Genomic DNA, 25,702 nt, shown 5'->3' on the forward strand with positions numbered 1-25,702 from the left:
TACTCCTTTAATTAATTTAACGGTCTTATTATAGCACATTCATTTGCAAAATACTTCACTAATTGTCCATTTTTATCGAAAAACCGTTTTCAGAACAAAAGGACGAAGTTTTTCCTTTAAATTCTCTGTTACATGAACCTGAATCTTAGTTAATGCAATTGTTTCCTTATTTTTTTGATAGTGAATAACAACTGGAGTCGTTCCTGGAAAGGCACCTAAAATCTCAGAAATTTGGGAATCAAACTGATGGTTTTCAACTAATAACCAATATTTTTGACTAATAGCCATTTGCACTTGCTGACACACCATCTGCAGTCGATGGTCTCTTTCTTTTATTCTACCTTTTAAGTAATAGAATTCTCCTTCTTTTAATTGGTCTTTATAAATGGCATACTCTTGTGGAAAAAGTGTGACATCGAGCTTTTTCTTAGTGTCATTCACACTTAAAAAAGCCATTTGCTGCCCACTTGTTTTGGTTCTAATGATCCTAATGCTATCTATTTGAATCAGTACGACTGCTTCGCTTTCTTTGACTAACTGTGAAATAGGAGTAAAAGTTTGGGTACTTTTCTCAGCAATATCAATTAAAGGATGCTTGCTCATGCCAACTCCAACGATCTCCTGTTCCAAAGAATATTTTTCAGTTACTGAGTAATCTTTCGTATCTACCCAACTAAAGGAAGAATCTGAAAAAAGAGAACCAAGCTCATTAACAAATACCAGTAAACCATCCAAATTGTCCAGAATTTTTTTACGGTTAGGCTCAAAGCAATCAAACAGACCTATTTTTATCAGAGGCTCAAGGAAAACCTTTTTTTGATATTTTTCTGGAGTTCTAGTGAGAAAATCCTCTACGCTATTAAATGGTCTTTGCTCGATAATCCAATAAGCAAAATCCCTTGGCAACCCCTTAATATTTTTCAGCCCCATGTAAATCTTGCTAGCTTCAATTTTATCAGTGTAAGGAATACTATTAATGGTAACTTGCGCTACTTGAAAATCTGATTCTAGAGCATCTGTGATATAGTCACTGCTAGAATAATTCATCATGATATCGTAAAAAACAGCCGGGTAATGGGCTTTGAAATAAGCCAATTGAAAAGCTAAAGCTGAATAGGCAAAGGCATGGCTGCGGTTAAAACCATAACCTGCAAATTTTTCCATCCGTTTAAAAAGTCCTCTAGCTGTTTCTTCAGCTCTCCCTAGGTGCTTAGCAGAAGCAATAAAGTCTTCTTCCATTTTTTGCATTTCTTGTAGATTTTTTTTAGACATGGCACGCCTTAACAAGTCGGCCTTGCCTAACGTAAAACCAGCATAAACCTGTGCAATCTGCATAACTTGTTCTTGATAAAGCATAATACCGTAAGTTGGCTCTAAAATGGGAGCAATCACAGGATCAATCAAATCAATTTTTTCTTGTCCTTCTCTTCGTTTAATGAAATTAGTGGTATAGTCACTTGCCCCTGGTCTATTTAGACTGGTAGTGGCAACAATTTCTTCAAAACGTTGTGGCTTAATCCGTTTTAAAAGATTAATAGCACCATTTTGTTCAAATTGGAAAATTCCCTTGGTATCCCCTTTAGCAAAAAGTGCCAACGTTTGCGGGTCTTCTAAATCAATGGCTGTAATATCAATCTGACACCCGTAGTCTTTAGCAACCTTCTCTTGCATTTTTTGAACAAAGGTCAAATTTCTTAACCCCAAAAAATCCATTTTTAACAGGCCATTAGCTTCGACCGCATGAGCATCATACTGGGTGATCATCATGTCATCGCCCGATTTTAGAGGAATATGATTGGTCAAGGCATCATCACTCATCACAATACCAGCTGCGTGAATGGACGTTTGTCTTGGATTTCCTTCGATACGCTTGGCAATGGCAAAAGCCTTTTGAAATTCAGTTCTACTATTAATAACCTGCCTAAAAGAGATTGACTTTTCATAGACAGTAGCCAAGCTATCTTTAAAACCAATTTTTTTAGTGAGATTAGTCAGTTCGTATTCTGGAACCCCGAACCGTTTGAAAACATCACGAATAGCCTGTTTAGGGCCAAAGGTTGAAAAGGTCACAATTTGCGCCGAATGGTCGCTACCATAACGATTTCGGACATACCGTAGAAATTCTGAACGGTAAATATCTGGAAGATCGATATCAATATCAGGCATGCTATAACGTTCTTTGTTTAAAAAGCGCTCAAATAGCAAATCATGTTGAACTGGATCAATCCCTGTAATGTTCAGAGCATAAGCCACTAGACTACCTGCCGCCGAGCCACGTCCCATTCCCATATAATAGCCTTTACTGCGTCCAAAGCGAAGTAAATCCCACACAATCAAAAAATAATCATCAAAGCCCATGTCAGAAATAATGACCAATTCATGTAGTAAGCGCGATTGATAAGGCTCTTTCCACAATCCTTTTTCCTTCAAACCAGCCTCAGTCAAGTCTTGCAATTCTTGCTTGGCAGACTTATCTCTATTAAAATGAGGCAATTTTAAATTTGTATCGAAATCATAATAGATTCCTGACACTAAGTCTTCTAAATTCTGTAGAGCTTGAGGGCAGTGTGTTTGATAGAAGGCGGTTAGTTGTTGACAATCTGCTAACTCTTGATCACTTTCTACCACAGGGGTCTCTGCCAGACTGAGGTTATCTCGAATGGCATGCAACATGTGCAGGGTTTCCATATCATCTTGCGCAAAATAACGAACTGTCCTTAGGGGTATAAGCTGCCTCTTAGAATCCATATGAGATAAATCAGTATACTGATCAACACCGATATAGTAGTCAAAAGGGACCACTAATGTATCGCTCCAACCCTTACTAGGAATAATAACCGCTATCCCTTCCAAATGTTGGCAGAAGTAATCCATATGAAGCTTGCCAGACATTTTTGCCGTGGAAATTTTTAAAAGCTGATGATAGCCTTGTGTATTCTGGGCGATTAAGTTAAGGAGCACCTGCCGCTCTTGATAGAGAATCTCTATTTCCAAACCTAAAACTGGCTGCAGTCCATTTTTTTGACAACCTTTAATAAAATGGTAAGCACCATAAAGATTATCCTTATCCATGATTCCTATGGTGTGGTAACCAAATTGCTTTGCTCGTTCAAAATAATGATTTAAGTCAATTAAACTATCCATAAATGAGTATACAGTTTTAGTATCAAGTTGAGCAAACATAAGTTCCTCCTTTGGTTATCTTGTTCCCTATTATACTATGAAAAAGGTTTTCTTGCTTCAATTTTCTCTCTAATCTACGTCTACTTCTCAAAGAGTGAAAAATGGCATAAAACTTGACATTCCCTTTTTTTTTCTGTACCATTTAATTAGTACAAATATCTATATTACTCAGAAAGGAGACCACATGTCTTGGAAATTTGAGGAAAAATCTCCTATTTATGCGCAGATAGCACAACATGTCATGATGCAAATTATTAGCCAAGAAATCAAGAGTGGTGATCAACTTCCAACTGTTCGTGAATATGCAGAAATCGCAGGTGTTAATCCTAACACCATGCAACGAGCGTTTACAGAACTTGAACGGGAAGGAATGGTTTATTCGCAACGTACTGCTGGCCGTTTTGTAACTGACGATCAAAAATTAATTGCTCGTAAAAGACGAGAGTTAGCAATTAGTGAATTAGAATCATTTATCACCAATATGACAAAAATGGGATTTAGTCACACTGAGATTATCCCTGTTTTGACGAGCTTTTTAAAGGAGGATTCACAATAATGGCACACCTATTGCAACTACATCATGTTTCAAAATCTTACCGTGAAAAAAAAGCTATTGATGACTTAACCATTACTATCCCGAACGGTAAAATTATCGGATTATTAGGTCCAAATGGAAGTGGTAAAACAACTTTAATTAAACTCATTAATGGCCTTTTACAACCAAATAAAGGAGAAATTGTCATTGATGGCTACCGTCCCTGTGTTGAGACAAAAAAAATTATTTCTTATTTACCAGATACTACTTATCTTAATGAAAATATGAGAATTAAGGACATGTTGGAGTTCTTTAGTGATTTTTACAGCGACTTTGACAAATCCAAAGCAACAAGCCTTCTAAGAGATTTAGAACTAGACCCTGAAGACCGCTTCAAAACTCTATCCAAAGGAAACAAAGAAAAAGTACAATTAATTCTTGTGATGAGTCGTAAAGCCAGACTCTATGTACTTGATGAACCTATTGGTGGAGTTGACCCTGCCGCAAGAGACTACATCCTAAAAACCATCATTAATAGTTATTGTGAAAATGCTTCTGTTATTATCTCAACCCACTTGATTTCGGACATTGAACCTATCCTTGACGAAGTCATTTTCTTGAAACAAGGAAGACTTTTCTTATCTGGCAATGCTGATGATCTAAGACAAGAATACCAGCAATCCATTGATTCCCTCTTTAGGGAAACTTATAAGGTTTAGGAGGATATCATGTTTGGAAAATTATTAAAATACGAATTTAGATCTATTGGAAAATGGTACTTTGCGCTTAATGCTTTCGTTATTGCCATCGCTGCCATTTTGTCATTTACGATAAAACTGTTTGCTCAAAGCAATAGTGATGGACTATTTGGAGTACTAACCAATAAGATGTTGCCTCTGACATTAGGTTTAACTTTTGGCTCCCTGATCGCTGGTTCCCTCTTATCAACATTACTTATCATTATCAAACGTTTCAGCAAAAGTGTTTTTGGATGGGAAGGATACTTAACGTTGACTTTACCCGTCAATTCGCATCAAATTATTTTATCAAAACTACTAGCTTCTTTTATTTGCAGTGTTTTCAATACTATCATCCTTGCATTTGCTATCGCTATTGTAATTGTACCAATGTTTAACATCAACGAACTATTAGAAGGATTCTTTAATAGTTTTAAGATGGATTATTTCATCAATATGCTAACTGTACTAGCCTATGTCCTATTATCAACATTTACGAGTATCTTATTAATTTATCTTTCCATTTCTATAGGTCAACTTTTTTCCAATCGGCGAGGCTTGATGGCCTTTATTGCATATTTTATATTAGTTATTCTGATTAGCGTTGCTGCAACATATGTTCACAGTCACATCTTTAATATTAATACAAGTGCCGATAGTTTCCCATTTACTGAGCAAAAAACAATTTATCTTCTTATTTTGGAACAATTTATTGAAATGATAATGTTTTACCTCGCCACTAATTTTATTATCAAAAATAAACTCAACCTACAGTAAGCGTTAAGACTTTCTTTTAAACTATGACACACTATAGTTTAAAAGAAAGTTTTTTTCAGTGTTCATAGTAAATAAAAAAACCGTCTTCCATCAAATAGAAGCGGTTTATCAAATTAACACCAAACCTTAATGCTGTAAGAACCAAGATATAACATCTTTTCCAAAAATAAATAAATAACTGTAGCCGATAATAGAAATTGGTTTAGTTATTAAAAGAATAGTTACAAAGCGCTTTAAAGACATGTCCGTCAATCCCGTAATCATAACCATAATATCAGCTGGAGAAACAGGCGATGCCATACAAAAAATAAATAATTTTTCATATCCTGGTGTCTCCAAACGCCTTTCATACTTGTAAAATGTTTTGTCATTTACAAAGAGTAAGATAAATTTACGACCATAAGTCTTAACGAGCAAGAAGAGGGCTATACTGCCAATAATGATGCCTACATAATTATAAATAAAACCTGTTACAGGGCCAAAGATTAAAAAACCTGCAACTGTCGTAAGGCCTCCAGGAATCACAGGAAAAACAATCTGTATGATCTGCACGACAATAAAAACAAACGGCCCCCATAATCTATAGCGCTGCACTAAGTCTTTAAGAGCATTACTATCGTTTAATATACCTAGTCTATACAGCCAAAAAGCGAGGAAAAAAGTACCAATTAGTGCAATAATTCCTAAAATTTTGATAATTTTTTGCCATAATATATAGGCTTTTGAATTACGTTTTGTCATAGACTAATCATACCATAAGCTGTAAAATTTTGCTATTTAAAAAAAGTTTTGATAGAATAGTTAGTGTAAGAAATTGGTTAATTATCTATTTGGGGTTGTTACGGATTCGACAGGCATTATGAGGCATGTTTTGCGTCCCATCGGCAGATGTAAATTGCCAGTTAAATATAACTGCAAAAAATACAAACTCTTACGCTTTAGCTGCCTAAAAACCAGCTAGCGTGACTTCTACAAGATTGCTTGTGTCCTGTTAGAAGTCTCAAAATAGCAAGCTACGGTTACGAAATTGTCTAGTTTCGTGACAAGAGATTGATAGACTCGCAAACTAATGGCTTGAGTTATGTGTCTTTAGTTTGTTAAATGAAGACATAACCTATGGACGTAGACAAATATGTTGGCAGGTGTTTGGACGTGGGTTCGACTCCCACCAGCTCCATCAATGCTTACCGTAAGTAATCATAACTTACTAAAACCTTGTTACATCAAGGTTTTTTCTTTTTGTCTTGTTCATGAGTTACCATAACTTTCTATATTATTGACAACTACATTGACAACTCTTCAATTATTTTTCTGTCTACTCAAAGTTTTCTTCATTTGATATAGTCTAATTCCACCATCACTTCTTCCACTCTCTCTACCGTCACAACTTCATCATCTCTCACTTTTTCGTGTGGTAACACATAATCAAATATCTTTCCGTTTTTACGCACTATCGCTACTGTGTCACCTAAAATATACCCCTTATCAATCGCTTCTTTAAACTCATCTATATATAACATATTTCATCCTCCTACCTATCTATTCGTAAAAAGATAAAAATAACTATTGTTTTTTTTGTTATTTTATAATAAAATTATTAATATAAGTTAATGTTTTTTAAAAATATACAATTTTATTCTATTTATAGTTAGCTATTTTTTCATTGTTAGTAATATTGGTGAATTGTAATAACCTTTTTAAATCTAGAGGAGAACCCAGATATAAAATGGAGGAATATTAATGGAAAACAATAAAAAAGTATTGAAGAAAATGGTATTTTTTGTTTTAGTGACATTTCTTGGACTAACAATCTCGCAAGAGGTATTTGCTCAACAAGACCCCGATCCAAGCCAACTTCACAGATCTAGTTTAGTTAAAAACCTTCAAAATATATATTTTCTTTATGAGGGTGACCCTGTTACTCACGAGAATGTGAAATCTGTTGATCAACTTTTATCTCACGATTTAATATATAATGTTTCAGGGCCAAATTATGATAAATTAAAAACTGAACTTAAGAACCAAGAGATGGCAACTTTATTTAAGGATAAAAACGTTGATATTTATGGTGTAGAATATTACCATCTCTGTTATTTATGTGAAAATGCAGAAAGGAGTGCATGTATCTACGGAGGGGTAACAAATCATGAAGGGAATCATTTAGAAATTCCTAAAAAGATAGTCGTTAAAGTATCAATCGATGGTATCCAAAGCCTATCATTTGATATTGAAACAAATAAAAAAATGGTAACTGCTCAAGAATTAGACTATAAAGTTAGAAAATATCTTACAGATAATAAGCAACTATATACTAATGGACCTTCTAAATATGAAACTGGATATATAAAGTTCATACCTAAGAATAAAGAAAGTTTTTGGTTTGATTTTTTCCCTGAACCAGAATTTACTCAATCTAAATATCTTATGATATATAAAGATAATGAAACGCTTGACTCAAACACAAGCCAAATTGAAGTCTACCTAACAACCAAGTAACTTTTTGCTTTTGGCAACCTTACCTACTGCTGGATTTAGAAATTTTATTGCAATTCTTTTATTAATGTAAAAACCGCTCATTTGATGAGCGGTTTTGTCTTATCTAAAGGAGCTTTACCTCCTAATGCTGCAAAATTTTAAATGTTGGATTTTTGTATTTGTCTATTGTATTTGATGGGTAATCCCATTTTTCGACAGACATCGTCGTGCCACCTCTAACACCAAAATCATAGACAGGAGCTTGTAGCTTAGCAACTATTTTATCGTCGACTTCAACGGCGACTCTATCAACTCGACTCCAATTTACGCCGTAAGCCGCAAAATCTCGATTGTAATCAATAATGGCAGAGTCATTTAGCTTAGATACGCTAGCATCTACGTACGCTGTAATGTTGTAAACTTCCTGAGGCTCTGCTGATTGAGACCAAATGACCTGATTATTACAAATAACGCGAGCTATTGGCAGTCCATCAATCGTGATTGATTGATACAAAGACTTGTTTTTGAGCGGAGGTTGCTCTGGTGGCTTCGGCTGTGGTACGCTAGTATCTGGTTTTGATGATGATTGATAATTATACTTATTAGCTTTATACACATCAGCCTGTGTGCTAGATAAGATTTTATAGATGTTAACATCTCTACCAGATTCAAAACTATACTTATCGTGTATAGATATATAATAGCTACCTATTTGTGTGTCCTTATCCCAAACCAGCTTTGCCTCTACTGTTTGCTCTATTAATCGATAAAAAATTTTATCTGGTATCTCTTGTACTGACATTACTTACCTCCAGAGCGTTCAAACACAATCATGCCAGTGGTGTCATAAGGGACTTGACCGTTTGGGACTATTTTGACTTCCAAAAACGCACCTGTTTGCGAGTCCTTAATTTTACCTAAATTAACAATATCATCCTTACTCGCGAGATTAGTCACTTTGTTATCTACATAATCTTTTGTTACAAGGTCTTTTGAGAGTTGTGATTCGCCAATATATCTCATAGCGGCCTCCTATCCAGTAATTGTCACAGTATACTGATTTTGCGTTAATACTTCTGCACCTGTTGCGATTAAGATGCTATTTTCGTCTGTGACTTTAATATCTGCGTAGACGATTGCATAAGGGAAGTTAGTCTCTCGGATAGTGACGTTAACATCACGAGTTTTTAGGTTGTGTGTGATTGTAAATTCTTTAGCTCGTGCATCGCCAAACGTTTTACTAAATTTTTTGGCTACATTTGAGATTGCTGCGAGACCTTTCGCGTTTTGTTTAATAAAAGTTTCTAGCTCTTTAAACGTGTTGTAATCTTCTGATGCACTATCAACAAGTCCGGCTACTTTTTGGTCAGCATACACCTTGGCTTCTTGCAAAGCATCTTGTGACTCCCGAGTCGCTGACGCTTTGTTAGTCGCAATTTCAGCTAGTTTATCTGTAAGCCCTGTAATTTTATTTTGGTTTACAGTAACGCCACCAGTATCTTCGTTTAAAGCGGTCGCGATAGCTTGACCAGTCATAGACGCTTGATTAATTGCTTCTTCAAGTCCATCGACTTTTGATTTATCGATTTTGGATTTACCAGAATTAATAAGGTCAACAATGCTTTCTGCTGTTTCCTTGTCTAAAACAACCCAAGATGTCCCATTATAGATTTTTAGATTATTAGCAGCACTGTCAAAATAAAATTGTCCTGATTTTGGTTCATGCGGTTCTTTAGCTAAATTTTGTACGACTGCATTTTGCAACTCGTTTTTATTAAGGTTGATATTTGTTAAAAATGTACTCATGTAATCTCCTTTAATTTAAAATGGCTTTGCCAGCAAATGGCGCTGAGAATCTAACGATGATTTTTGTTGTGCTAATGTACTCGACACTTCCAAAAACCTCATTACCTGCACTATCAACAATTGTCACAGATGGATACTTAATCAAATTATGTGTAATGGTCCATTCTGTTTGTGGTGACACTTGCTCAAATAGATGCTGATTTTGAGTCACTTTTGATTTTAAATACTCAATATCAGCTGATAGTTTTTGGATAGTTGTGTCTGTGATTAAATCAGTGCTAACGACATATTTTTGCCCAGAACGTCTAACATCAAGCGTTACGCTGTCGTCAGACGGAAAGACATAGCCATCGCAGTGCACTTCGATATAGTATGTCCCAATCTCCAAAATCTTATTAATCGTAAAATCAACTTTGTTGTCAATAACATCAGTTGTTTTGGTTAGATAGGTTTTGCGATTACGTGTAAAGTAAATAGTCGCTTGTTTGCCATTTAAATCAATAACGTTGTTGTTTTCGTCCAACAAATTAAAACTAAAAAGTGACGATGTATCACCTTGTTTGATAACATCGCCACCGTCAACCTGTTTAAGGTTGGTTGAGTTATATCCCATATAACCCCCTTTTAATAAAATTTACAATATGGATTGACATTGTAATCGCCATCAGCGTCTCCAACAGCCATATAATTTCTCATGCCAGATGCACCGACATAAGACACCCAAATATACCCATCGCCAACATAGACAGAATCATAAGTTCCTGTCATGCCGTATTGGTAACAAGCTACAATCTCGCCATTTAAGCTTGGTTCACGGCGAACGTTTAGCGCTGGGACCATAACCTCAAATGTTCCGACCTCGTCTTTTAATTTCCGGAATCCTGATGGCGCTTGTGATTGTGATTGCTTTTCAGATGAGGTATCGCTATAAGGCGGTCTAATCCAACCCACGATATACCCGTCGCCGTCTGAAAAGGCACGAGTGACATAGCGAGCTGGTCCGCCAACTTGAAACTGATCGTTAATGCCGTCACCGTTATTGTCTGAGTAGCCATCAACATTTTGCTCAATCGTCTGGATAGTGTACCCGTCGCTATCAGCAATGATAATTCCTGTATGCCCATAAGGATGTCCGTAAGTAAACATCACAAACAAATCACCAGCTTTGGGATTTATTCCAGGGGCGTCATAGATAACCTCTAACCCTTGCGCCTTCGCGCTATCTAGTAAGTCAATCGCATTTCCCCAAAGCGTCACTCCAAAAAAGTTAGTAGTTGTCCCATTAGTCACATCAGCACATTGCCAGCCCCACGCAAGGTCGGCATCATAACCTTGACCTGTATCAGCTAATCCACGCCAATAGCTAATTACTTCGCTAACTGTTGCCATATTATTGACCTTTCCAACTGTCGTTCATGCGTTTAACAGCCGCTTCAATAAAGACTTCCATTTGTTTGTCTGACAAATAGACATTGTGTTTAGACAGTTCGTCACGAACCGCAATTTTAGCTTCTGTCAGTTTTTCAATGCCTTTGATGTCTTTGTCATAAGCAATCTGCTCAACTGCTTCCACGGCATTGCGAGCCACAATTTCGGCGATTTTGACCGCTTTTTCTCCGCCCTTTTTAAGCAAATAATCTTTGACTAACTTGACTACAATACCTGCAAAGATTGTCAAAATTGATAGTGCTGAGCCAGTGATAACTTGTATTAATTCTTCCATTATTTCTTTTCCTCTTTCACTTTCCAGAGCGTTTTTAGCTGCTCGTCATGACTAATAAGTCTATCTTCTACGATTCCGATTCTGATTTCGTGTTGATCTTGGACTTTTTGTAGTCTGTCACGATGGTTTTTGGATTCTGTCCATTTAAAATTGTTGTCTTTTAAGTCGTCAGATATTTTGACGATAGCACTTTCCAAGGCTTCCATAGCCTTTTTATTATTGTCTAAAACGTGTTTGACAGGTGCAGACACCCATTTTAAAAATACTATTATTGCAGTAAGCGCTACACACCATTGCGCAAATAGTGTAACATCTATCGTCATATAAGGCCTCTCGTTATTCTGTTCCGATATTCCCTGATTCAACAAGCTGTTTTACTTTGTCACGATATTTTTTAGGTACATCTTCCAAAGTAATCCAACCAAACTCAATTTGCATTGCGAAATAATTAATCATCATGATATATCTCCTTTTAATCCATTTTTTCAACAGTTTCATCATCTGTTGTTTCCTCTTCTTTTGCTGCGATAATTTGATTTAAAATTCCAGTCGCAAATTTAAGCATATTTTCACCCTTTTCAATGGTTGCATCGAGTTTAGCAAACTTTTCGTTTAATGCTTTTTGTGGTTTTAATTGTTGATAAATCATCTTTTCGCAAAGTGTCATAACCTCGCTTTGAGGTTTGTCTAAATATTCTTTTAGTAATGTCAACGGGATATGCCAACCAGCGTGATCATCAATCCCGTCAAGCATCACCTTCGCACCAGATACGGAACCATCAGGCATTTGTTCTGGGTAATTTGATGTGATAACTAACATAAATTCTCCTCTAAGCTGTTCTCAGCCAAATGTACGTTGTGATGTATGGTTGTAAGTTGTTATGTGGTTGATCACCTCCGGAAGACTTGTTAAAAGCGTTTATTTGATTGTAATCTGTTGATTTATATAAACCAACATTTGTATTGTCCCAACCAGCATTTGATGAGATAGGTCTACCACCCGAGCTAATAGTCTTATCCCCGTGACTGTGACTTGGCATCTCTTCATTGGTTAATGTATGAGTCTTGGCTCCACCAGTTTTACCAACGTAGTTAAATTCCGTCTCGTTTTCGGAGACACCGACAATAGTCCTACCTTGTGCATATCTTTGCCAAGTGCCGCCGATAAATGTTGATGGATTGGCTGATGATGTGCTCATGTAAATAGCTCCGACAGGATAAACCATGTTTAAAATCTCTGTCTTGTCAAACGACGGTTTAACCTCTGTATTATTGACAAATAACTTACCGCTAATATAAGCATCTCCTTTAGCGTCAATAGCACCCTTTTCCCAAATTTTTTGGAATCCGATGCCATTTTTAGCGATTGACATCACAACTGATTCTGTTCCGACGTCAAACGTAAACTCTGTGCGACTAAATTTGTCAGACAAGATACCTTTGACGGTATAAGACTTTGTCGGCGAGAAAGCACCATAAAGATTGGCAGACGAGTTTACCAAACTAGAAACATTTGCCCATGCCCCACTTGCAGAGCCGTTATTAGCAGAAAAATAACTAGAACCTAATTCTGCAACACTAAAACTAAGCGTCATGGTATTTTTTTGTGTTCCGAAAACACTTAACGGAGCGATAGACGCTCGTCTTGTAACTGTTAGCGTGTCAGAACCATAACCAGACCTTGCAACATCAAACGACAAAGCTGGCGGAAAGTACTTGAGCACCGTGACTGTTTTATCCATGGGTTGCGATTCACGACCTCGACTATCAATAACTTTTGCTCTGATAGTGATTTGACCATCATAAAGCATGTTGCCTAGCGTTCCGCCGTTTTGGTCAGTAGACTGTCCTTTATCGACAATCTCAGCATAATAGCCTTTGATTGTCGAACCATAAGAGCCACTTGCCGATTCAAAATTGACTCTAATGTCAGAGTATACTTGGATAAAATAATCCGCACTTGATACTACGTTGCCTGCAACGGTATGAGCATCACTCAAGCTAATACTTGATAATGTTGGCTTCATACTGTCTGGTACAGTTACGGTAAATGGCACTTGTTGAGTACCAGTTAGCGTTGAGTCATTGTAGGTATCTACATAGATAGTGCCGCTACCACTTGTTGAGTTTGGGATGTCACTAGCAAAATCAAGAGGGATAGTCCAAACGGCGGAAGTATCCACATCGCTTGCAATAGTACCTGTTTTATTACCCCACTGGTATCTCAAGTTGTGCTTAAAACTAGAGCTTTGTCTATTGATGTTGATAGTGATGGCACTGCCAATAGTACCAGAAGAAACAACAACGGAGCTTGAGCGTGGGATGGTAGTAAGTGTAAAAGTACCACTACCAACAGTCAAAGTACCTGGAGACCATCCACCAGAGCCGCTAAAGCTAGCGATAAATCCAAATGATTTAGTACCATCAGCATTATGATTAACTGTTATTGTTCTATCGATCAGAGAAATTGTTGAGTTATATCTAAGTACTGATGGTGAGTCTGACCAGTCTATCCGCTGACCGTTTAAGTCAACATATGCAGAACAACTATATTGAGTAAAAGTTGTTGTTGTATTTAGCAAATCAAGTTTAACCCTCACTTGGCTACTGTTTGCTAATGTATTTTGGGATACTTGATCAATCGTAAGTTTGATGCGGTAACCTCTATCATTGTTTGACCAAAACTCTGCCAATTAATCACCCCACAATCGTTTCGTAATATCTTGTAACATTTATGTGTTTATCTACCCCATCAACTTTGTACATCTCCTCGCGAAAATGTCCAACTTGCAAAGTAGCCACAAACATACCATTATCAATTTTGAGCATACCACCAGTAATCGAAGCGACTTCTGCGCCAGCTGAGTAAAAGGCAATACGGTCTTTGGCAACACGCACGGAACTTGTACCGTCTTTAGAGCCGATAATAAGTCCCTCTTCAGACGCTGACATATAATTGTCAATAAAATTCCATTGCTCTTTTAAGTCTAAGATGTCGTTGGTTGCTTTGATAGCCCGTTGACTAGCTGTAATAAGGTCTTGCTCTGATAACTTTTGGCTAGCATTCATTGCCGCTATTGCAGACTGTACTTGCTTTTGTAAGCTAGCTAAAGCGTCGATGCTAGCCTTTGCTTGTAACTCAGCGTTGGCAATAGATTGTAACTCGGCTAATTTATTGATTTGCTCGATGGTCAAATTCTGGTCTGCTTTGCCATCAATTTTATTATTGATGTCTTGTAGTTGCTTTTTATCTAAAGCGCCAGGAGGTCCTGATGGTCCCATCTCCCCACGTTTGCCTTGCTTGCCATCTGAACCTTTATCGCCGTAAACACCAATAATAGCCGGTGTAGTCTCTTTTCGAGTGCCATCTGAATAAACATCAACGTGATAATACCAATGATATTTATTAGTCTCAGTAATTTCCTGAGGCGTCTTAGTCCAACCAGATGTTGCAGATGTGACACCTGTACGATTTGGTGACGCTAAGTAATAGTCCTCTGTAGAGACAATCCCACGTCCAGCTGGTCCTTGTTCTCCAAGCGAGTTAGTAAACGTAATCTGTTTACTTGCAATCAGCTCATTATTTAAATAAGCCTCAACAGTAATGATTAGAGGTCTATCAGCTGGTACATCCTTAGCGTCAACTGCCAACTGCAATCCAGCGCCGACTAATTGACCATCACGTTTAAATTGATAGCTTGCATCAAACTTTTTGTTACCTTTCCAAAGTTCAGCGGTTAAAATCGTACGACCTTCGCCATTTAAAAACACATTTCCGTTATCTGTCATTAACCGCAAGTCGTAAGGTTTAGCAGCTTCTGCTAGTTCATTCATGCGATCAATTAAACCTTGTGAGACTTTGCTCTCTAAAGCTCTGTAATTATCAAATACTGTCTTATTTTGATTAGGCTCTGTAAACGAGATGTGTTGCTCGCTAACCCTTGCTTCTAAAATTAAACTTGGGGTATATTCTGGGTCATTGATTTTGATAGTGTCACCAATATCTAAATCACCAATAAAACCAGATACTTCATAAGTCACCGCTGGATAACAATGTTTTCTCAGGTCTGCGAGAGCAACAGAGATAAGCTTTTCCTCGCTCTCTGTGTCAACATCTAAGTCTTTTCGTATCCAGTTATCGTCCGTCTCGATGCCAGTAAACGCTGACGGGTAAAGAGATTTTGACAGAGGTGCGTAGAGCATACTGTTTTTAACGTAAAACTCGACTTGTCCCGCTTCGTTTTTCCACTCACGATAAAGTGATGGATTAATTAAGACCTCTTTTTCTTCAGATATTGTGGTCGTTTCAGATTGCGGTTGTTCTGCTTGTGCAGTACCTTCGACGCGTTTTCCTTGAACGATTTCTGGCGGATAACAGACTGTCTGTACAACTGATAAATAAGCGCTAGCGCTATATGTATGCTCTTGGACTGTTTGCACGTTGTTATAGTTTTGCTCTAATACTGTGAGTGTATCTCCAGATAGAGATTTAACAACAACAGTATGCCCCCAAGCGCCTGTAAAAACAGGACTGCCAGCGTTTGCTCTGATGTTAACAATCGAGCCTGTGATTAAGTCTGCGACTTTATTCGGTTGTACAACTTTCCAGCCAAACTGACCCCAGTTGTAATCCGTACCAATCTGAGCAGCGGCAGCACCAGCACCAATAAGCCCTCTAAAACTAGTTACACCACCGTTCAGACCTGGACCATCTAATTTCATGGCGTACCAAGCAGCTAACGCATAGCACTGACCAGAGCCTACTCGTTGACCTTTCAGTCCATTTGCTTCCGCAAGTACCGCTTTTGTTTTAGCAGCTATCTGAGTAGTGTTTTGACTAGTCGAGCCACCATTTTTAAATTGGTTATCGACGTTATCCATAGCGCCGTTATTATTACGGTTAATACCTGCTCTGATGTCTCGCATCAAAGGTGCATAATGATCATATCCAGCTGCAGCATAATCATATGTTGCGCCACCGACCCTAAACAGACCTCTTGTGTACTCATCAATGGTTAGCTTACCTTTTACGGCATAAATGCCTTGCTCGGCCAAGAGGTAAGCGTAATCTTTCAAGTAGTCATCAACACTGGCGTAATGGTTATAATAACCACCTTCAGCACGAGACTGCCCTTGGGAGACATTTATTCCGCTTGGCCTAGTTGTTGCGCCAGTCCAAGTGATACCACCCCAGTTATTATCGGCTCTTCCGACTGGGGTATCTCCCCAAAACGATTCAAGGTATAGCTGGCTAAAAACACCAGATGGTAAAAGTTTGTATTTGCTACATAGGCTTAAAATAGTGTTAACAACAGATGATTGCATTACATGACCTGCATAAGTCAAGTTACCGCCAGACCACAAAACAGACCCTGTTTGCACAGAGCCTTGTTTAGCAGTCGTTGTGGTTGTAGTCGTTGTTATTTTACCGCTTGGTCTTATAGCATTGTAAATGCCTGTTTTATTAATCTTACGTCTGACACTCTCGATATTTTTGCCATATTGCAAAATAATATCATCTCGTCTACGACCAACGCCCTGATTAGTAGCGTCGTTCTTCTTGTAGACATTCATGACAAACGATTTAAGACTAGAATCGTTTTTAAGATGCGTTACAAATTCTATTTCCGCATCAAAATTATTGGCGATAGATAACAAGCGTTTAAGATTGGTATCTTGACCAGTCCATTCGATTGTGCGTTTTTGGTCGGTTGTCTCATTAGTGCCAATGGTAATAGCACCGTTTTTAAGGATGCCAAACAAATTACAATAATCGACAAAAGACATCTGAGTTGCCGCTTTATAAGGTCCTGCATACTCATTGAGCAACTCGAGATTGAGGTTCTCGCAGTAACAACGTATCTCGATGTCTGTCTCGTCTGTTGTCATTACGTTAAACAGATAAGACTTGCCATTATATTTAAACGACACAAAAGACCTTTCTGTAAGTGTCAGATAGGCTTTCTCTTTGACTGTGTCGGACTTAATTCCTCGCTTATAAACCGTAAACTCAAATGTCGAATTGGCCGTATTTAAATACTGTGAAAATTTGTCGTCATAATAATTCAAGGTGTCTTGCTTATCGTTATCAATATAAGCAACTTTTTCTAAATTTGCGTTGTGGATTGTTATAAGCAATTATAGCCACCTTTCTTCAAAATTTAGCGTAATATCTGGGTTGGCGGTAGACCAACTAGAGGAATAAACCTCTAATGTTGATGTTCCAGGAGGAATTTTAGGAAAACTAAAAAAGCCATCGGCGATGATGTTAGCTTTTGGAATGTTATCAACTAAAACTGTGTCATTTTCGGCATTAATAACGACTTCTGTTCCTGCCCCGAAAGCATTCGGAATATTAAATTCGTACGGTACTTTGTCCTTGCGATAATAAAATCCATCAATATACATGTGAGTTACTAAAGGACTGCCTTGAATAGTGCCGATTGCGATGTGTACCTGTTTAGATTTTTTGCCTTTTAATTCTGGGAATACTCGCTTGTTTTGAGAACCCCACCAAAAAACAGATACAGTGTCATCAGCCCTTGTCATATCAGACCAACCTCTGGGTTCGTTAAAGGGGTTTTGTGTTTCGAAGTGAGTAGCATCAAAAGTCCAACGTAAATCAGTTATTTTATATCCACCTTTTCCATTAGTGACCAAAAAGTTATACTCTGTTTTTGTTCCTAACGTTCTTTTTATAGTTTCTACTCCATATAAAAAATGTCCGTTTTCGTCTGATACCATGATTTTGATAAAGCCAAGCTGGGAAACAGTCCCAACCCAAAAAATTTGTCTCCACCAAAGATAGTCATATAAGCTACCTCCGTCAGGAATATCAAACGTTAACGTTCCAGCATGGTTGCCACTTGGCGCAACACTTCCTTCTAACTCGAGATGTTTTCTTCCCCAGACGGTATTTAGTAATAAATTTTTATCAAGAACTTGTGTCGAGTCATTTAAGATAGCAACATTCTTTTTACCTGCTGTTAAGGCATTGACGATTCTTTCGTCTTTAAAATCATAAGCGACGACCGACTTTTCACGGATTTCAGCGTCTGCTATTTCCCTGTCTCCGACCTCGAAAACGGATGATTTATTTACAAAAGCTAAATAACCATTCTCGGCGTTGTGCTTAACAGTAATGATCGGATGCGCATCAACATTACCGTTGTTTGTAATGTCAATCAGTAGCTTCTTGCCATCTTGTCTGTAATTCGTGATTTTTTTGTATGACACAGAATGGGCCACGCCGTCAGGAACAAGTAATTCCAAGCTCACAAGGCTTAGCCAAGCGATTGGGTCGCTAGCCGATATTTTATTTATCGGTATAGCTAGATAATATTTATCTGGTTCGTCGCTAAAAGTTACTTTGACTTGCTCGTTAACATTAAAAATACCAGCTAGTTTATGTTTTAGCTGGTTTAATGCGTACTCGTTTGTCCTGTCTTTTAAATAAAAGTCAACTGTAATGATTTTTGCGCTAGTTTTAATCTTTTTAATGTGCAATCCGATGAACGGAGCATCATTAGTATCTGCTTGTCGCTCGTTTCCGATGTCGCGATTAATAGACATGATAGTGATGAGGCTAGATAAGTCCACATCATTAAAAGTCATTGTAGCCATCTAAACCTCACCTCTCAATCGTTTTAATGTCATATCTCGACTATTTAGATAATCTCTCATATCTCCGCCTGTCGTTTTAGCGACCTCACGGCCGTTGATATTTAACACAACAGGGCGTTTAACAGCATCGTTAGCTAGTTTCAAAGCACTTTTGGCAATCTCATCATTACTATCCATATAAGCAACACCAGAATTAGCTTTAGCAGATTCTCGAGCGTATTTCATGCTGACATCGTGCGGGACAACGGTTGCCCCGTTTGGCATATGAACTAATTCTCCACGACCGCCCTCGTTAATACGAGCAAAACCGCCTTGCCAGTCAGATGTACCTCTGGCGAGATATGGGATTTTTGGTATGTTGACACCGGGCAGTTTATTGGTAATGCCAATAACCTTATTGATGCCACCGATTGCTCCGTTGATCAAACTTTTAATGCCAGAAACAACGCCGCTAAAGATGCCACTAATCGTATCCCCAACCTTAGTAAAAATTCTAGTGGCTGTGTCGGCTGCAGCATTCCACGCTTCGGCGAACCATCCGCCAATTTTGCCAACGACATTTTGGATTGACTTGCCAAAACTAGATACACCATCTTTAAAACTTTCCCACATCGCCATGCCGATTATTTTGACTAACTCAAATTTTTGGCCGACCTCTGCAACAATATCGTCCCAAAAAACGACAGCTGCGACAATAGCCGCTATGGCTGCTGCTATGATCCATCCTATTGGCGTCATCATGCCTAAAACGGTTAAAATACCGCTAACAACAGTCATGATATTAGCAATAGCTCCAAAAATAGTCCCGACCACAACAAGGATAGGTCCGCCAACGACAGCTATAAGCAAGAGGTTTTTTTGATACTCTTGTAAAGGCAAATTGTCCCAAATACGCCCCAAAGCCTCTTTGACATTATCTGCAAACACAGTAATCGACTGTATCATTGCTTGCATTTTTGCATCTACGTCACTGCCATCTCCGCCAAGAGAACCCATGAAATCGATTACTGACGCTTTTGCTTGCGAAAATGAGCCGCTAATAGTTTCTGACGCTTCTCTAGCTGTCGTTCCTGTTACGCCTAAATTATCTTGGATAATGTGGATTGCTTGTATAATGTCCGAAAAGTTATTGATGTCAAATTCCATGCCGCTTAGCTTACCAGCTTCGTCCAGCAATCTTTGCATCTCCTCTTTCGTCCCACCAAAACCCAATCTAAGGTTATCTAACATCGTGTAATTGCCTTTAGCAAAGCCTTGATAGGCATTTTGGATTAACCCGATGTTTGTACCAAATTTATTAGCGTTGTCAGACATGTCGACCATGGCAGTATCAGCAACACCGACAGCCTTTGCTGTATCTCCGCCAAGAGATGAAATTAGACTAGCAGAAAAGCTAGTTACTTGCTCCATGTACTCATTAGCAGATACACCAGCTCGTCTAAACGCTGTATTTGCATTTTTTTGCACAGCTTTGGCAGACTTTTTAAATAAAGTCTCAACACCACCAATTGACTGTTCCAGATTTGCATACTCTTTAACAACTGCCGTTATACCAGCAACCGCTGGTAATGTAAACATGGTTGTCATGTTTTTGCCAATAGAGCTTATTTTATCTCCGTAAGCTGACAGCTTGCCAGATATTGCGTCAATTTTAGTGGTCAAACCATCAAAAGAATTGCCAGATTCGTTGTTTGAGTCTTTAATTTTTTCCTTTAATTTTTCAGCTTGTTCTTGCGCTTTTTCAAACGCTTTTTGCATTTTAGAGGCGTCACCTGTTATTTGTACTCCTAAAGTATAATCAGCCATTTTCTGCCCCCTCGCTCGGTTTTGTCATGTTGTTAGCTTGATAGACTAAATCAACCCAATATTTGCCTTCATCAGCGATGTTTTTATTAATGATTTCCAAATGCGCTTCGACGATTTCCATGTTCGCAGGCTGTTGCTGACGTTTCCACAAATCAACAAATTTAGCGCTTTTTTTGCGCATAGCGTTACTGACTGCATTTAGAACAGCGTTGCGCATAAGCTCACTTTCTCGCACCTGTTTATCTTCCCAAGCTTTTCTGATAAAGGCTTTTTCTCGTCTGGTTAATTCCAAAAATTCGGATTTTGTAGTCCCAAAATTGACAAAATAAAAAGCAAAGTCAATATCTTTGTGATACTGACTTGCTAATCTGTCATACTCTACATCTGTGCTATCGCCAGACCCGCCGAGATACTCAAAGTCGACTAAGCGCCGAGGAAGAAAAAAGGGCAATCACGCTGGATTGTGTTGATCACTAGCATATTTACATACGCATAACCTTTTGTATTTAACACTTTAGTAAAAATATTAGAGCCTTGCTCGCTAGACACACGACCGCCTTCTACCGCATAAAGAGCGTTAGCAAAGTACTGACGCAACATAGATAGCGACAACATACCTTTGTTATTCACAATAACATCCATAAACGCTTTACCTGTCAAAGCTTCGACGGTTTCAATGGTTTTTTCGTTGTACTTTAGTTCGTATTGTTTTTCGTCAATAATAATTAATTCTTTATCCATTCATTCCTCTCATTAACTAGGCATAGCCGTTACTTTTTCAGCATCTTCTGATGATAATGTTGATAAATCAATCAATGCTCCATTGCCTTCGAGACTGATTGAGTATGTCATACCATCATCGTAAGGAGCTTCTAGGCTATAATCACTTACCGACGCAAGCCCTCCAAACATGCCTTTTTTGGTTTTACCGTTAATAACTTTAATACAAACAAACTCGCTCTTTTCAAAAGCTTCGCCCAATTGTTTGTGAGTCTCGTCTGACGGCACGTAAAGACCATCATTATCGATAGACCATTCTTTCATGCCAGGGATTTTAGATTTCCATCCACCCTTTGTATCTTTAGACGATACTTCAATTGAGTCAGCCGTACGGTTGATTGTTAACCCTTGCTGACCACTAATAGCAAGTAAATTTGCACCAGTTTTATCAAAGATTGCCAAGATAATGTCTTTACCTGCAATAGCTTTTGTTGCTGATGTGTCAAAATTACAATAAACATTTTGGTCAAATGCCACCATTATTTCTCCTTTTAAACTTTTACTTTAAAACCGTACGAAACCTTGATTTCGTAGGCTACAATTGCATGCATTTCGCCAGTCTCATCCTCTTGTAAGGACTGCATGCCGACTTCTGATTGTCTCAAAATGTCGATTTCTTCTGGCAAAACTAATTCTTCTGTGAGCGCTTCTTCGAGTTTTTCAATCATGTCATAAATAGCGATTTTGCTTTTTCCAGCTTCCGCTATGGCATGTATCCAAACCGTAAACACTTCGCACCACATGACCTTTGTGTCTTCTGGCCGTTTATCCACAACCTCGATAAAATAAAAGGGCGATGGCATGTCTTCTGGGACATGATCATAAGCCATCAACCCTGTCTTATCTTCGATTTTTTGTTTAATTGAGGCGTGTAAATCAACCAGTCCCAACTTTTTTAACATGTCATCTCCTCAATTCGTTTAGCATGTCTTGCCTATAAATTTCACGCTGTTTTTTGACGTTATTAAACAGGTATTTCGTACCATTTGCATAGCCAACCTGTTTGCCGTTGCGGACAATCCTGTGTCCATACTCGACATGAGGTGCATAGTCCTTGATATAACCAAAGTTACCTGTGATAACATCTTTTGATGAGTTTACCTTTTTGAGACGTCTAGAGCGCAACAACTCGCCAGACTTATGCCTTTTAGTGTTTTTACCAATCGGTGTACCAGGAGGTCTTGCTGCTCTGTTAAACATCTCTGTAAGGTTTTTGTTGGCAACCCTATCCCAGCGCTTCTCGCTCATTGACCTTAGTTTTACCTCTAAGGCTGGCATACCTGTCATTGACATCCTCATAAGCGATACCCTTTAATGACGAGTAGTCTCCATCTACCAAGATCTTTAACGGATTCAACTTTGTATTTTGAGCCGTCTATTACAACGTGTGACGCTTGTTTGGCTTCCGCCTTGCTAACTTGATTAGTCAGCAATTTGCGTGCGCTAGACGTTAAATCTCGACCGTATAAGGACACGTCATCAGCCGACCATTCAGTAAAACGACCTTTAGCAACTCTTTTGACAACATTTTTCGTGATGTCGTTGCCGAGTCTGTCTTTTTCTCCCGTTTTTTGCGATGTTACTAAGTCAAAATTAACAAACATCATAAAAACCGCACCACCTTTTTATTCAAGATGGCTAGACGGTCCTTTTTATATGACGCTAACTCCTCGCCATATTCTGCCAAAACGTTTTCAATAAATTTAGTTGATATTGTGTCTGCTTTTTCCGTGTCAATTCCTTCAAAATACATACGACGATACATTTTGACAACAACATCAACAGCGATGGAATTAAAAAGAGGGTTAAAAACGACATCGCCGACTTTTAAATTAATACGGTCGATAGCCGTTTGCGTTAACTCCTCCAATAACTCCTCTTTTAAAGACGTTTCGTCTGCTAAACGGACACGATCAATAATTGCTTGTTTTGTTTCGTCCATGTCAACCTACTTTCTAGATGTGTGCTTGCAGTAATTCGATGATTTCAGCTTTTTTAGCATTACTTGGGAGTTCGATTCCTAGCTCTGCCGCTTTAGCTTTTAACTCATCCACTTTTAAACCATCTAAGCTATTGCCATTACCTGACACCTCAATAAATGGTTTATGTTCTGTATTGTTGCTAGATAACAAGCTTTCTAAGCGCTCTTTGCTTGGCTCATAGCCTTTGCGAGGAAAGCTGTCGCCAACCTCGTACAAAAAGCTATTGTCAAGCAAATCAAAAAAACGTGCTTTTACTCTATAAGCCATAAGCTACCCCCATTAGACGCCTGGTGTAAGAGTTACTTTAACAATCCCGTCAATACGTTCTGGGTACATCAACATACCAGATACAAGCAACGTTTGGATAGTAAGCGTTGTATTTTCTTGGAAGTGATTCATTCCAATGTAGCCGGTTGGATCACCGTAAAGATTAAATTCTTTAGCTAATTCAGAATTATTTGGATTGATGTAAGCAAAGATGATATTTTCTGGTACTGTCGCCCAGATTTCCCCTTTTGTGACATCGTTTGTCGAGATAATGACCGTCCCTGTAAAATCGACAAGGTAAGTCAATCCGAATGCGGTTTGAGTAGTGATGCCAGCTTTAGCGATGTATTCAGCGACATCAAGGCTATTAGCAAACACAATCGCACGCTCTGAACCATAATCTTCAAAGAGCACTTGCAGTTTACCCCAAGCAGAAGCTAAAGCCCCTTGCAATCCTGCACCAAGAGCATCTTGTGTTCCTGTACCTGTTTTAAGAGCAGTCACAAAGTCTGTGCGGATTTTCTTTTGCAACTGACGAACAAGTGCGTTGTCAGTATTTGTTACAGCTTCGTTAGAGCCATACATTTGGATGTCTTCGCCGGTTGTTGCTTTACGATATTTTTTAAGTTCGATTTTTTTCTCAGAGTGTATTTTGCGCTCTACTTTTGATAACGGGATAACTTCGCCTTCTGGGACGTTACCTTCTGCTAATGTGACATCATAACCAGCGTATGTCTTAAGGGTCATACCCTCAGATACCGAGATTTTACGAGTAACCCCGAGCATTTCAAGTAATTTCGAGATATTTTCTTGGAATTTGTTTGTGACATCAATAGTGATAGGGTATTTAAGGTCTGTTGATTTGATTAGATTTTCTTCTGGGTAAGTACGTGATGTTACCATGTGTTAATTTCTCCTGTTTTATTGGAATAGGCCGATATTTTCGGCAATGAGTTTTTGTCGTTCCGCAGTATCTTTGACTGCTAAAATTTGTTCTTTTGTCAGTCCAGTATTGCCATTTGATTTTTTAGGTGTTGGCGATTTAAGGCGTTCTTTGACTTCTTTTTCGATTGCTTCGGAAAATGCCTCAGAAAACGCTTCTACTGCATTTTTGGTTTTATCTGCATCAGTAGATACCAATTGCGATAAAAGTGCGTCAGAGATGTTGATATTAGCTTCTGATAGCATTGTGCGAGCAGCACTCTTCATTTCTGACAATGTACGTTCAGCTTCTAGCTCTGCAATGCGTGCTTCAAGTTTTGCTTTTTCGTGCTGTGCTTTTTGTTCAGCATTCATTTTTGCAAGTCTCTTAGCTTCGTTTTCTTTTTCTTCAGTCTCAGCCACCCATTTATTTCGTGCAGTATCAATAGCCTTAGCCACACGCTTGTCAAATTCAGCTTGCTTTTTAGGGTCTGACAAAATATCGTCAAACGTTTGCTCCTTAGCTTCTTCTTGTGCACCAGATTGTTCTAGGATTTCTTCGTTTTCCATTTTTTCCTCCTGCCCCACGCCATTGCTCAAAAGCCCCAGCGCATTGCTTTAGATTTTTATTTGCCTAGTTTTTTGTCATGCGACAGGACATAATAAAAAGCCGTATTGCTACGACTCTAAAAATTTGTTTTTTATTTCAATCAACAGATCATATTCTGTTTTTGTGATAGTTACCATTTCAGGGTTAATCATAACCAGACGTTGATTTCTAACCATTTCTAGTTCAGCTTGCTCTAACACCATATTATTTCTTCCTCCACTTCCGTTTGTAATTTTGCTTGATGTAGTCAACATCATCGCCGATTGACTTGATGGCTGATTGGTTATCTAAAGTAGCAGCTTTAACAGTCGCTAACTCTTCGTTTGTTGCCAGAGCGTTTCGTTGAACGATTGATTTTAACTCCATGATTTCTTTGTTTTGATTCCTGAGTGCTTCTGCTTGCATGGCGTTCTCTGCAACAATCATCACAATAGCTGTTTCTAATTTACGTTTTTTCTTAATGCGTTTATTCATCCA

32 protein-coding genes and 1 other RNA gene are annotated in these 25,702 nt (G+C 38.3%); 5 read left to right on the plus strand and 28 right to left on the minus strand.

What is annotated here, in order from left to right; genetic code table 11:
* Positions 1-72 precede the first annotated feature (72 nt).
* Entirely contained in the window at positions 73-3,183 is a 3,111-nt protein-coding gene (locus B6D67_RS05620) for a DNA polymerase III subunit alpha (RefSeq protein WP_010922376.1), read from the minus strand.
* A 184-nt stretch (positions 3,184-3,367) separates the two neighbouring features.
* On the opposite strand from B6D67_RS05620, the gene B6D67_RS05625 reads away from it, so the two are divergent.
* Genes B6D67_RS05625 through B6D67_RS05635 form a run of 3 tightly spaced genes read left to right on the plus strand, consistent with a single transcriptional unit; the run spans position 3,368 to position 5,232 of the window.
* A complete protein-coding gene (locus tag B6D67_RS05625) occupies positions 3,368-3,739 on the plus strand; it encodes a GntR family transcriptional regulator (protein WP_010922377.1) in 372 nt (123 codons plus the stop codon).
* Positions 3,739-4,437, plus strand: coding sequence for an ABC transporter ATP-binding protein (locus B6D67_RS05630; RefSeq protein ID WP_002984437.1), 699 nt, complete (start codon positions 3,739-3,741; stop codon positions 4,435-4,437). The genes B6D67_RS05625 and B6D67_RS05630 overlap by 1 nt, the downstream gene beginning before the upstream one ends.
* 9 nt (positions 4,438-4,446) lie before the next feature.
* The gene (locus B6D67_RS05635; protein ID WP_010922378.1) at positions 4,447-5,232 is read left to right on the plus strand and encodes a hypothetical protein; all 786 of its coding nucleotides are present in this window, start codon (positions 4,447-4,449) and stop codon (positions 5,230-5,232) included.
* Between the two features lie 126 nt (positions 5,233-5,358).
* Here B6D67_RS05635 and B6D67_RS05640 read toward each other — a convergent pair whose 3' ends face one another.
* Positions 5,359-5,973 (minus strand): TVP38/TMEM64 family protein, encoded by a 615-nt coding sequence (locus B6D67_RS05640; protein ID WP_011285558.1) that lies wholly within the window; start codon positions 5,971-5,973, stop codon positions 5,359-5,361.
* 91 nt (positions 5,974-6,064) lie between these two features.
* Between B6D67_RS05640 and ssrA the strand changes: the two genes are divergently transcribed.
* Positions 6,065-6,412: a transfer-messenger RNA gene (ssrA, locus tag B6D67_RS05645) on the plus strand.
* A gap of 151 nt (positions 6,413-6,563) precedes the next feature.
* Here the strand turns inward: ssrA and B6D67_RS05650 are convergent.
* Positions 6,564-6,752 carry a competence regulator inhibitor paratox gene (locus B6D67_RS05650; protein WP_011285559.1) on the minus strand — a complete coding sequence of 63 codons (189 nt, stop codon included), beginning with the start codon at positions 6,750-6,752 and terminating at the stop codon, positions 6,564-6,566.
* 220 nt (positions 6,753-6,972) lie between these two features.
* Between B6D67_RS05650 and speA the strand changes: the two genes are divergently transcribed.
* Positions 6,973-7,728 (plus strand): streptococcal pyrogenic exotoxin SpeA, encoded by a 756-nt coding sequence (gene speA, locus B6D67_RS05655; RefSeq protein WP_009880239.1) that lies wholly within the window; start codon positions 6,973-6,975, stop codon positions 7,726-7,728.
* Between the two features lie 121 nt (positions 7,729-7,849).
* Here the strand turns inward: speA and B6D67_RS05660 are convergent, their stop codons facing one another.
* The 25 genes from B6D67_RS05660 to B6D67_RS05770 form a co-directional block, all read right to left on the minus strand.
* Entirely contained in the window at positions 7,850-8,509 is a 660-nt protein-coding gene (locus B6D67_RS05660; RefSeq protein ID WP_009880240.1) for a hypothetical protein, read from the minus strand.
* Complete coding sequence (locus B6D67_RS05665) at positions 8,509-8,730, minus strand: hypothetical protein (RefSeq protein ID WP_009880241.1); 222 nt, start codon at positions 8,728-8,730, stop codon at positions 8,509-8,511. Before B6D67_RS05665 ends, B6D67_RS05660 begins: the two co-directional genes overlap by 1 nt.
* A gap of 9 nt (positions 8,731-8,739) precedes the next feature.
* Positions 8,740-9,513, minus strand: coding sequence for a hypothetical protein (locus tag B6D67_RS05670; protein ID WP_011054795.1), 774 nt, complete (start codon positions 9,511-9,513; stop codon positions 8,740-8,742).
* A gap of 10 nt (positions 9,514-9,523) precedes the next feature.
* Complete coding sequence (locus B6D67_RS05675) at positions 9,524-10,126, minus strand: hypothetical protein (protein WP_011054796.1); 603 nt, start codon at positions 10,124-10,126, stop codon at positions 9,524-9,526.
* Positions 10,127-10,137: 11 nt separating this feature from the next.
* Positions 10,138-10,902, minus strand: a complete 765-nt coding sequence (locus B6D67_RS05680) for a CHAP domain-containing protein (RefSeq protein WP_011285561.1) — start codon at positions 10,900-10,902, stop codon at positions 10,138-10,140.
* Between the two features lies 1 nt (position 10,903).
* Positions 10,904-11,236: a phage holin gene (locus tag B6D67_RS05685; RefSeq protein ID WP_011285562.1), complete on the minus strand. Its 333-nt coding sequence runs from the start codon at positions 11,234-11,236 to the stop codon at positions 10,904-10,906.
* Complete coding sequence (locus B6D67_RS05690; RefSeq protein ID WP_015055952.1) at positions 11,236-11,559, minus strand: hypothetical protein; 324 nt, start codon at positions 11,557-11,559, stop codon at positions 11,236-11,238. The genes B6D67_RS05685 and B6D67_RS05690 overlap by 1 nt, the downstream gene beginning before the upstream one ends.
* Before the next feature lie 13 nt (positions 11,560-11,572).
* Positions 11,573-11,695 (minus strand): hypothetical protein, encoded by a 123-nt coding sequence (locus tag B6D67_RS10510; RefSeq protein WP_015055953.1) that lies wholly within the window; start codon positions 11,693-11,695, stop codon positions 11,573-11,575.
* 13 nt (positions 11,696-11,708) lie between these two features.
* On the minus strand, positions 11,709-12,056 hold the full coding sequence (locus tag B6D67_RS05695) for a DUF1366 domain-containing protein (RefSeq protein ID WP_011285564.1): 348 nt from the start codon (positions 12,054-12,056) through the stop codon (positions 11,709-11,711).
* Positions 12,057-12,066: 10 nt separating this feature from the next.
* Positions 12,067-13,929, minus strand: coding sequence for a DUF859 family phage minor structural protein (locus tag B6D67_RS05700; RefSeq protein WP_015055954.1), 1,863 nt, complete (start codon positions 13,927-13,929; stop codon positions 12,067-12,069).
* Between the two features lie 4 nt (positions 13,930-13,933).
* A complete protein-coding gene (locus tag B6D67_RS05705; protein ID WP_011285566.1) occupies positions 13,934-17,374 on the minus strand; it encodes a glucosaminidase domain-containing protein in 3,441 nt (1,146 codons plus the stop codon).
* Positions 17,375-18,859 carry a distal tail protein Dit gene (locus B6D67_RS05710; protein WP_009880250.1) on the minus strand — a complete coding sequence of 495 codons (1,485 nt, stop codon included), beginning with the start codon at positions 18,857-18,859 and terminating at the stop codon, positions 17,375-17,377.
* Entirely contained in the window at positions 18,860-20,665 is a 1,806-nt protein-coding gene (locus tag B6D67_RS05715) for a phage tail protein (protein WP_011054802.1), read from the minus strand.
* Complete coding sequence (locus tag B6D67_RS05720) at positions 20,658-21,116, minus strand: hypothetical protein (RefSeq protein WP_009880253.1); 459 nt, start codon at positions 21,114-21,116, stop codon at positions 20,658-20,660. The genes B6D67_RS05715 and B6D67_RS05720 overlap by 8 nt, the downstream gene beginning before the upstream one ends.
* Entirely contained in the window at positions 21,089-21,406 is a 318-nt protein-coding gene (locus tag B6D67_RS05725) for a hypothetical protein (RefSeq protein WP_009880254.1), read from the minus strand. The genes B6D67_RS05720 and B6D67_RS05725 overlap by 28 nt, the downstream gene beginning before the upstream one ends.
* Positions 21,407-21,418: 12 nt before the next feature.
* Positions 21,419-21,925 carry a phage major tail protein, TP901-1 family gene (locus B6D67_RS05730; protein WP_009880255.1) on the minus strand — a complete coding sequence of 169 codons (507 nt, stop codon included), beginning with the start codon at positions 21,923-21,925 and terminating at the stop codon, positions 21,419-21,421.
* Between the two features lie 11 nt (positions 21,926-21,936).
* Positions 21,937-22,347 (minus strand): DUF5072 family protein, encoded by a 411-nt coding sequence (locus tag B6D67_RS05735; protein ID WP_009880256.1) that lies wholly within the window; start codon positions 22,345-22,347, stop codon positions 21,937-21,939.
* A 1-nt stretch (position 22,348) separates the two neighbouring features.
* A complete protein-coding gene (locus B6D67_RS05740; protein WP_009880257.1) occupies positions 22,349-22,744 on the minus strand; it encodes a hypothetical protein in 396 nt (131 codons plus the stop codon).
* Entirely contained in the window at positions 22,741-23,052 is a 312-nt protein-coding gene (locus B6D67_RS05745; protein WP_011285567.1) for a hypothetical protein, read from the minus strand. The genes B6D67_RS05740 and B6D67_RS05745 overlap by 4 nt, the downstream gene beginning before the upstream one ends.
* Positions 23,049-23,387, minus strand: a complete 339-nt coding sequence (locus B6D67_RS05750) for a hypothetical protein (RefSeq protein ID WP_029714010.1) — start codon at positions 23,385-23,387, stop codon at positions 23,049-23,051. The genes B6D67_RS05745 and B6D67_RS05750 overlap by 4 nt, the downstream gene beginning before the upstream one ends.
* Positions 23,388-23,400: 13 nt before the next feature.
* Positions 23,401-23,694, minus strand: coding sequence for a HeH/LEM domain-containing protein (locus B6D67_RS05755; protein ID WP_009880260.1), 294 nt, complete (start codon positions 23,692-23,694; stop codon positions 23,401-23,403).
* Between the two features lie 12 nt (positions 23,695-23,706).
* On the minus strand, positions 23,707-24,597 hold the full coding sequence (locus tag B6D67_RS05760; RefSeq protein WP_009880261.1) for a hypothetical protein: 891 nt from the start codon (positions 24,595-24,597) through the stop codon (positions 23,707-23,709).
* An 18-nt stretch (positions 24,598-24,615) separates the two neighbouring features.
* On the minus strand, positions 24,616-25,185 hold the full coding sequence (locus tag B6D67_RS05765) for a DUF4355 domain-containing protein (protein WP_009880262.1): 570 nt from the start codon (positions 25,183-25,185) through the stop codon (positions 24,616-24,618).
* A 108-nt stretch (positions 25,186-25,293) separates the two neighbouring features.
* Positions 25,294-25,428 carry a hypothetical protein gene (locus B6D67_RS10515; RefSeq protein WP_015055956.1) on the minus strand — a complete coding sequence of 45 codons (135 nt, stop codon included), beginning with the start codon at positions 25,426-25,428 and terminating at the stop codon, positions 25,294-25,296.
* 1 nt (position 25,429) lies between these two features.
* Positions 25,430-25,699, minus strand: coding sequence for a hypothetical protein (locus B6D67_RS05770; protein WP_011285568.1), 270 nt, complete (start codon positions 25,697-25,699; stop codon positions 25,430-25,432).
* Positions 25,700-25,702: the final 3 nt, after the last annotated feature.

The organism is Streptococcus pyogenes, from assembly GCF_002055535.1.
Taxonomy (GTDB): Bacteria; Bacillota; Bacilli; order Lactobacillales; family Streptococcaceae; genus Streptococcus; species Streptococcus pyogenes.

Excerpts from the sequence above, each read along its gene's own strand:
- B6D67_RS05620 (WP_010922376.1), bottom strand. The coding sequence starts at position 3,183 with ATGTTTGCTCAACTTGATACTAAAACTGTATACTCATTTATGGATAGT.
- B6D67_RS05625 (WP_010922377.1), top strand. The coding sequence starts at position 3,368 with ATGTCTTGGAAATTTGAGGAAAAATCTCCTATTTATGCGCAGATAGCA.
- B6D67_RS05630 (WP_002984437.1), top strand. The coding sequence starts at position 3,739 with ATGGCACACCTATTGCAACTACATCATGTTTCAAAATCTTACCGTGAA.
- B6D67_RS05635 (WP_010922378.1), top strand. The coding sequence starts at position 4,447 with ATGTTTGGAAAATTATTAAAATACGAATTTAGATCTATTGGAAAATGG.
- B6D67_RS05640 (WP_011285558.1), bottom strand. The coding sequence starts at position 5,973 with ATGACAAAACGTAATTCAAAAGCCTATATATTATGGCAAAAAATTATC.
- B6D67_RS05650 (WP_011285559.1), bottom strand. The coding sequence starts at position 6,752 with ATGTTATATATAGATGAGTTTAAAGAAGCGATTGATAAGGGGTATATT.
- speA (WP_009880239.1), top strand. The coding sequence starts at position 6,973 with ATGGAAAACAATAAAAAAGTATTGAAGAAAATGGTATTTTTTGTTTTA.
- B6D67_RS05660 (WP_009880240.1), bottom strand. The coding sequence starts at position 8,509 with ATGTCAGTACAAGAGATACCAGATAAAATTTTTTATCGATTAATAGAG.
- B6D67_RS05665 (WP_009880241.1), bottom strand. The coding sequence starts at position 8,730 with ATGAGATATATTGGCGAATCACAACTCTCAAAAGACCTTGTAACAAAA.
- B6D67_RS05670 (WP_011054795.1), bottom strand. The coding sequence starts at position 9,513 with ATGAGTACATTTTTAACAAATATCAACCTTAATAAAAACGAGTTGCAA.
- B6D67_RS05675 (WP_011054796.1), bottom strand. The coding sequence starts at position 10,126 with ATGGGATATAACTCAACCAACCTTAAACAGGTTGACGGTGGCGATGTT.
- B6D67_RS05680 (WP_011285561.1), bottom strand. The coding sequence starts at position 10,902 with ATGGCAACAGTTAGCGAAGTAATTAGCTATTGGCGTGGATTAGCTGAT.
- B6D67_RS05685 (WP_011285562.1), bottom strand. The coding sequence starts at position 11,236 with ATGGAAGAATTAATACAAGTTATCACTGGCTCAGCACTATCAATTTTG.
- B6D67_RS05690 (WP_015055952.1), bottom strand. The coding sequence starts at position 11,559 with ATGACGATAGATGTTACACTATTTGCGCAATGGTGTGTAGCGCTTACT.
- B6D67_RS10510 (WP_015055953.1), bottom strand. The coding sequence starts at position 11,695 with ATGATGATTAATTATTTCGCAATGCAAATTGAGTTTGGTTGGATTACT.
- B6D67_RS05695 (WP_011285564.1), bottom strand. The coding sequence starts at position 12,056 with ATGTTAGTTATCACATCAAATTACCCAGAACAAATGCCTGATGGTTCC.
- B6D67_RS05710 (WP_009880250.1), bottom strand. The coding sequence starts at position 18,859 with ATGGCTACAATGACTTTTAATGATGTGGACTTATCTAGCCTCATCACT.
- B6D67_RS05715 (WP_011054802.1), bottom strand. The coding sequence starts at position 20,665 with ATGGCTGATTATACTTTAGGAGTACAAATAACAGGTGACGCCTCTAAA.
- B6D67_RS05725 (WP_009880254.1), bottom strand. The coding sequence starts at position 21,406 with ATGGATAAAGAATTAATTATTATTGACGAAAAACAATACGAACTAAAG.
- B6D67_RS05730 (WP_009880255.1), bottom strand. The coding sequence starts at position 21,925 with ATGGTGGCATTTGACCAAAATGTTTATTGTAATTTTGACACATCAGCA.
- B6D67_RS05735 (WP_009880256.1), bottom strand. The coding sequence starts at position 22,347 with ATGTTAAAAAAGTTGGGACTGGTTGATTTACACGCCTCAATTAAACAA.
- B6D67_RS05740 (WP_009880257.1), bottom strand. The coding sequence starts at position 22,744 with ATGAGGATGTCAATGACAGGTATGCCAGCCTTAGAGGTAAAACTAAGG.
- B6D67_RS05745 (WP_011285567.1), bottom strand. The coding sequence starts at position 23,052 with ATGATGTTTGTTAATTTTGACTTAGTAACATCGCAAAAAACGGGAGAA.
- B6D67_RS05750 (WP_029714010.1), bottom strand. The coding sequence starts at position 23,387 with ATGGACGAAACAAAACAAGCAATTATTGATCGTGTCCGTTTAGCAGAC.
- B6D67_RS05755 (WP_009880260.1), bottom strand. The coding sequence starts at position 23,694 with ATGGCTTATAGAGTAAAAGCACGTTTTTTTGATTTGCTTGACAATAGC.
- B6D67_RS05760 (WP_009880261.1), bottom strand. The coding sequence starts at position 24,597 with ATGGTAACATCACGTACTTACCCAGAAGAAAATCTAATCAAATCAACA.
- B6D67_RS05765 (WP_009880262.1), bottom strand. The coding sequence starts at position 25,185 with ATGGAAAACGAAGAAATCCTAGAACAATCTGGTGCACAAGAAGAAGCT.
- B6D67_RS10515 (WP_015055956.1), bottom strand. The coding sequence starts at position 25,428 with ATGGTGTTAGAGCAAGCTGAACTAGAAATGGTTAGAAATCAACGTCTG.
- B6D67_RS05770 (WP_011285568.1), bottom strand. The coding sequence starts at position 25,699 with ATGAATAAACGCATTAAGAAAAAACGTAAATTAGAAACAGCTATTGTG.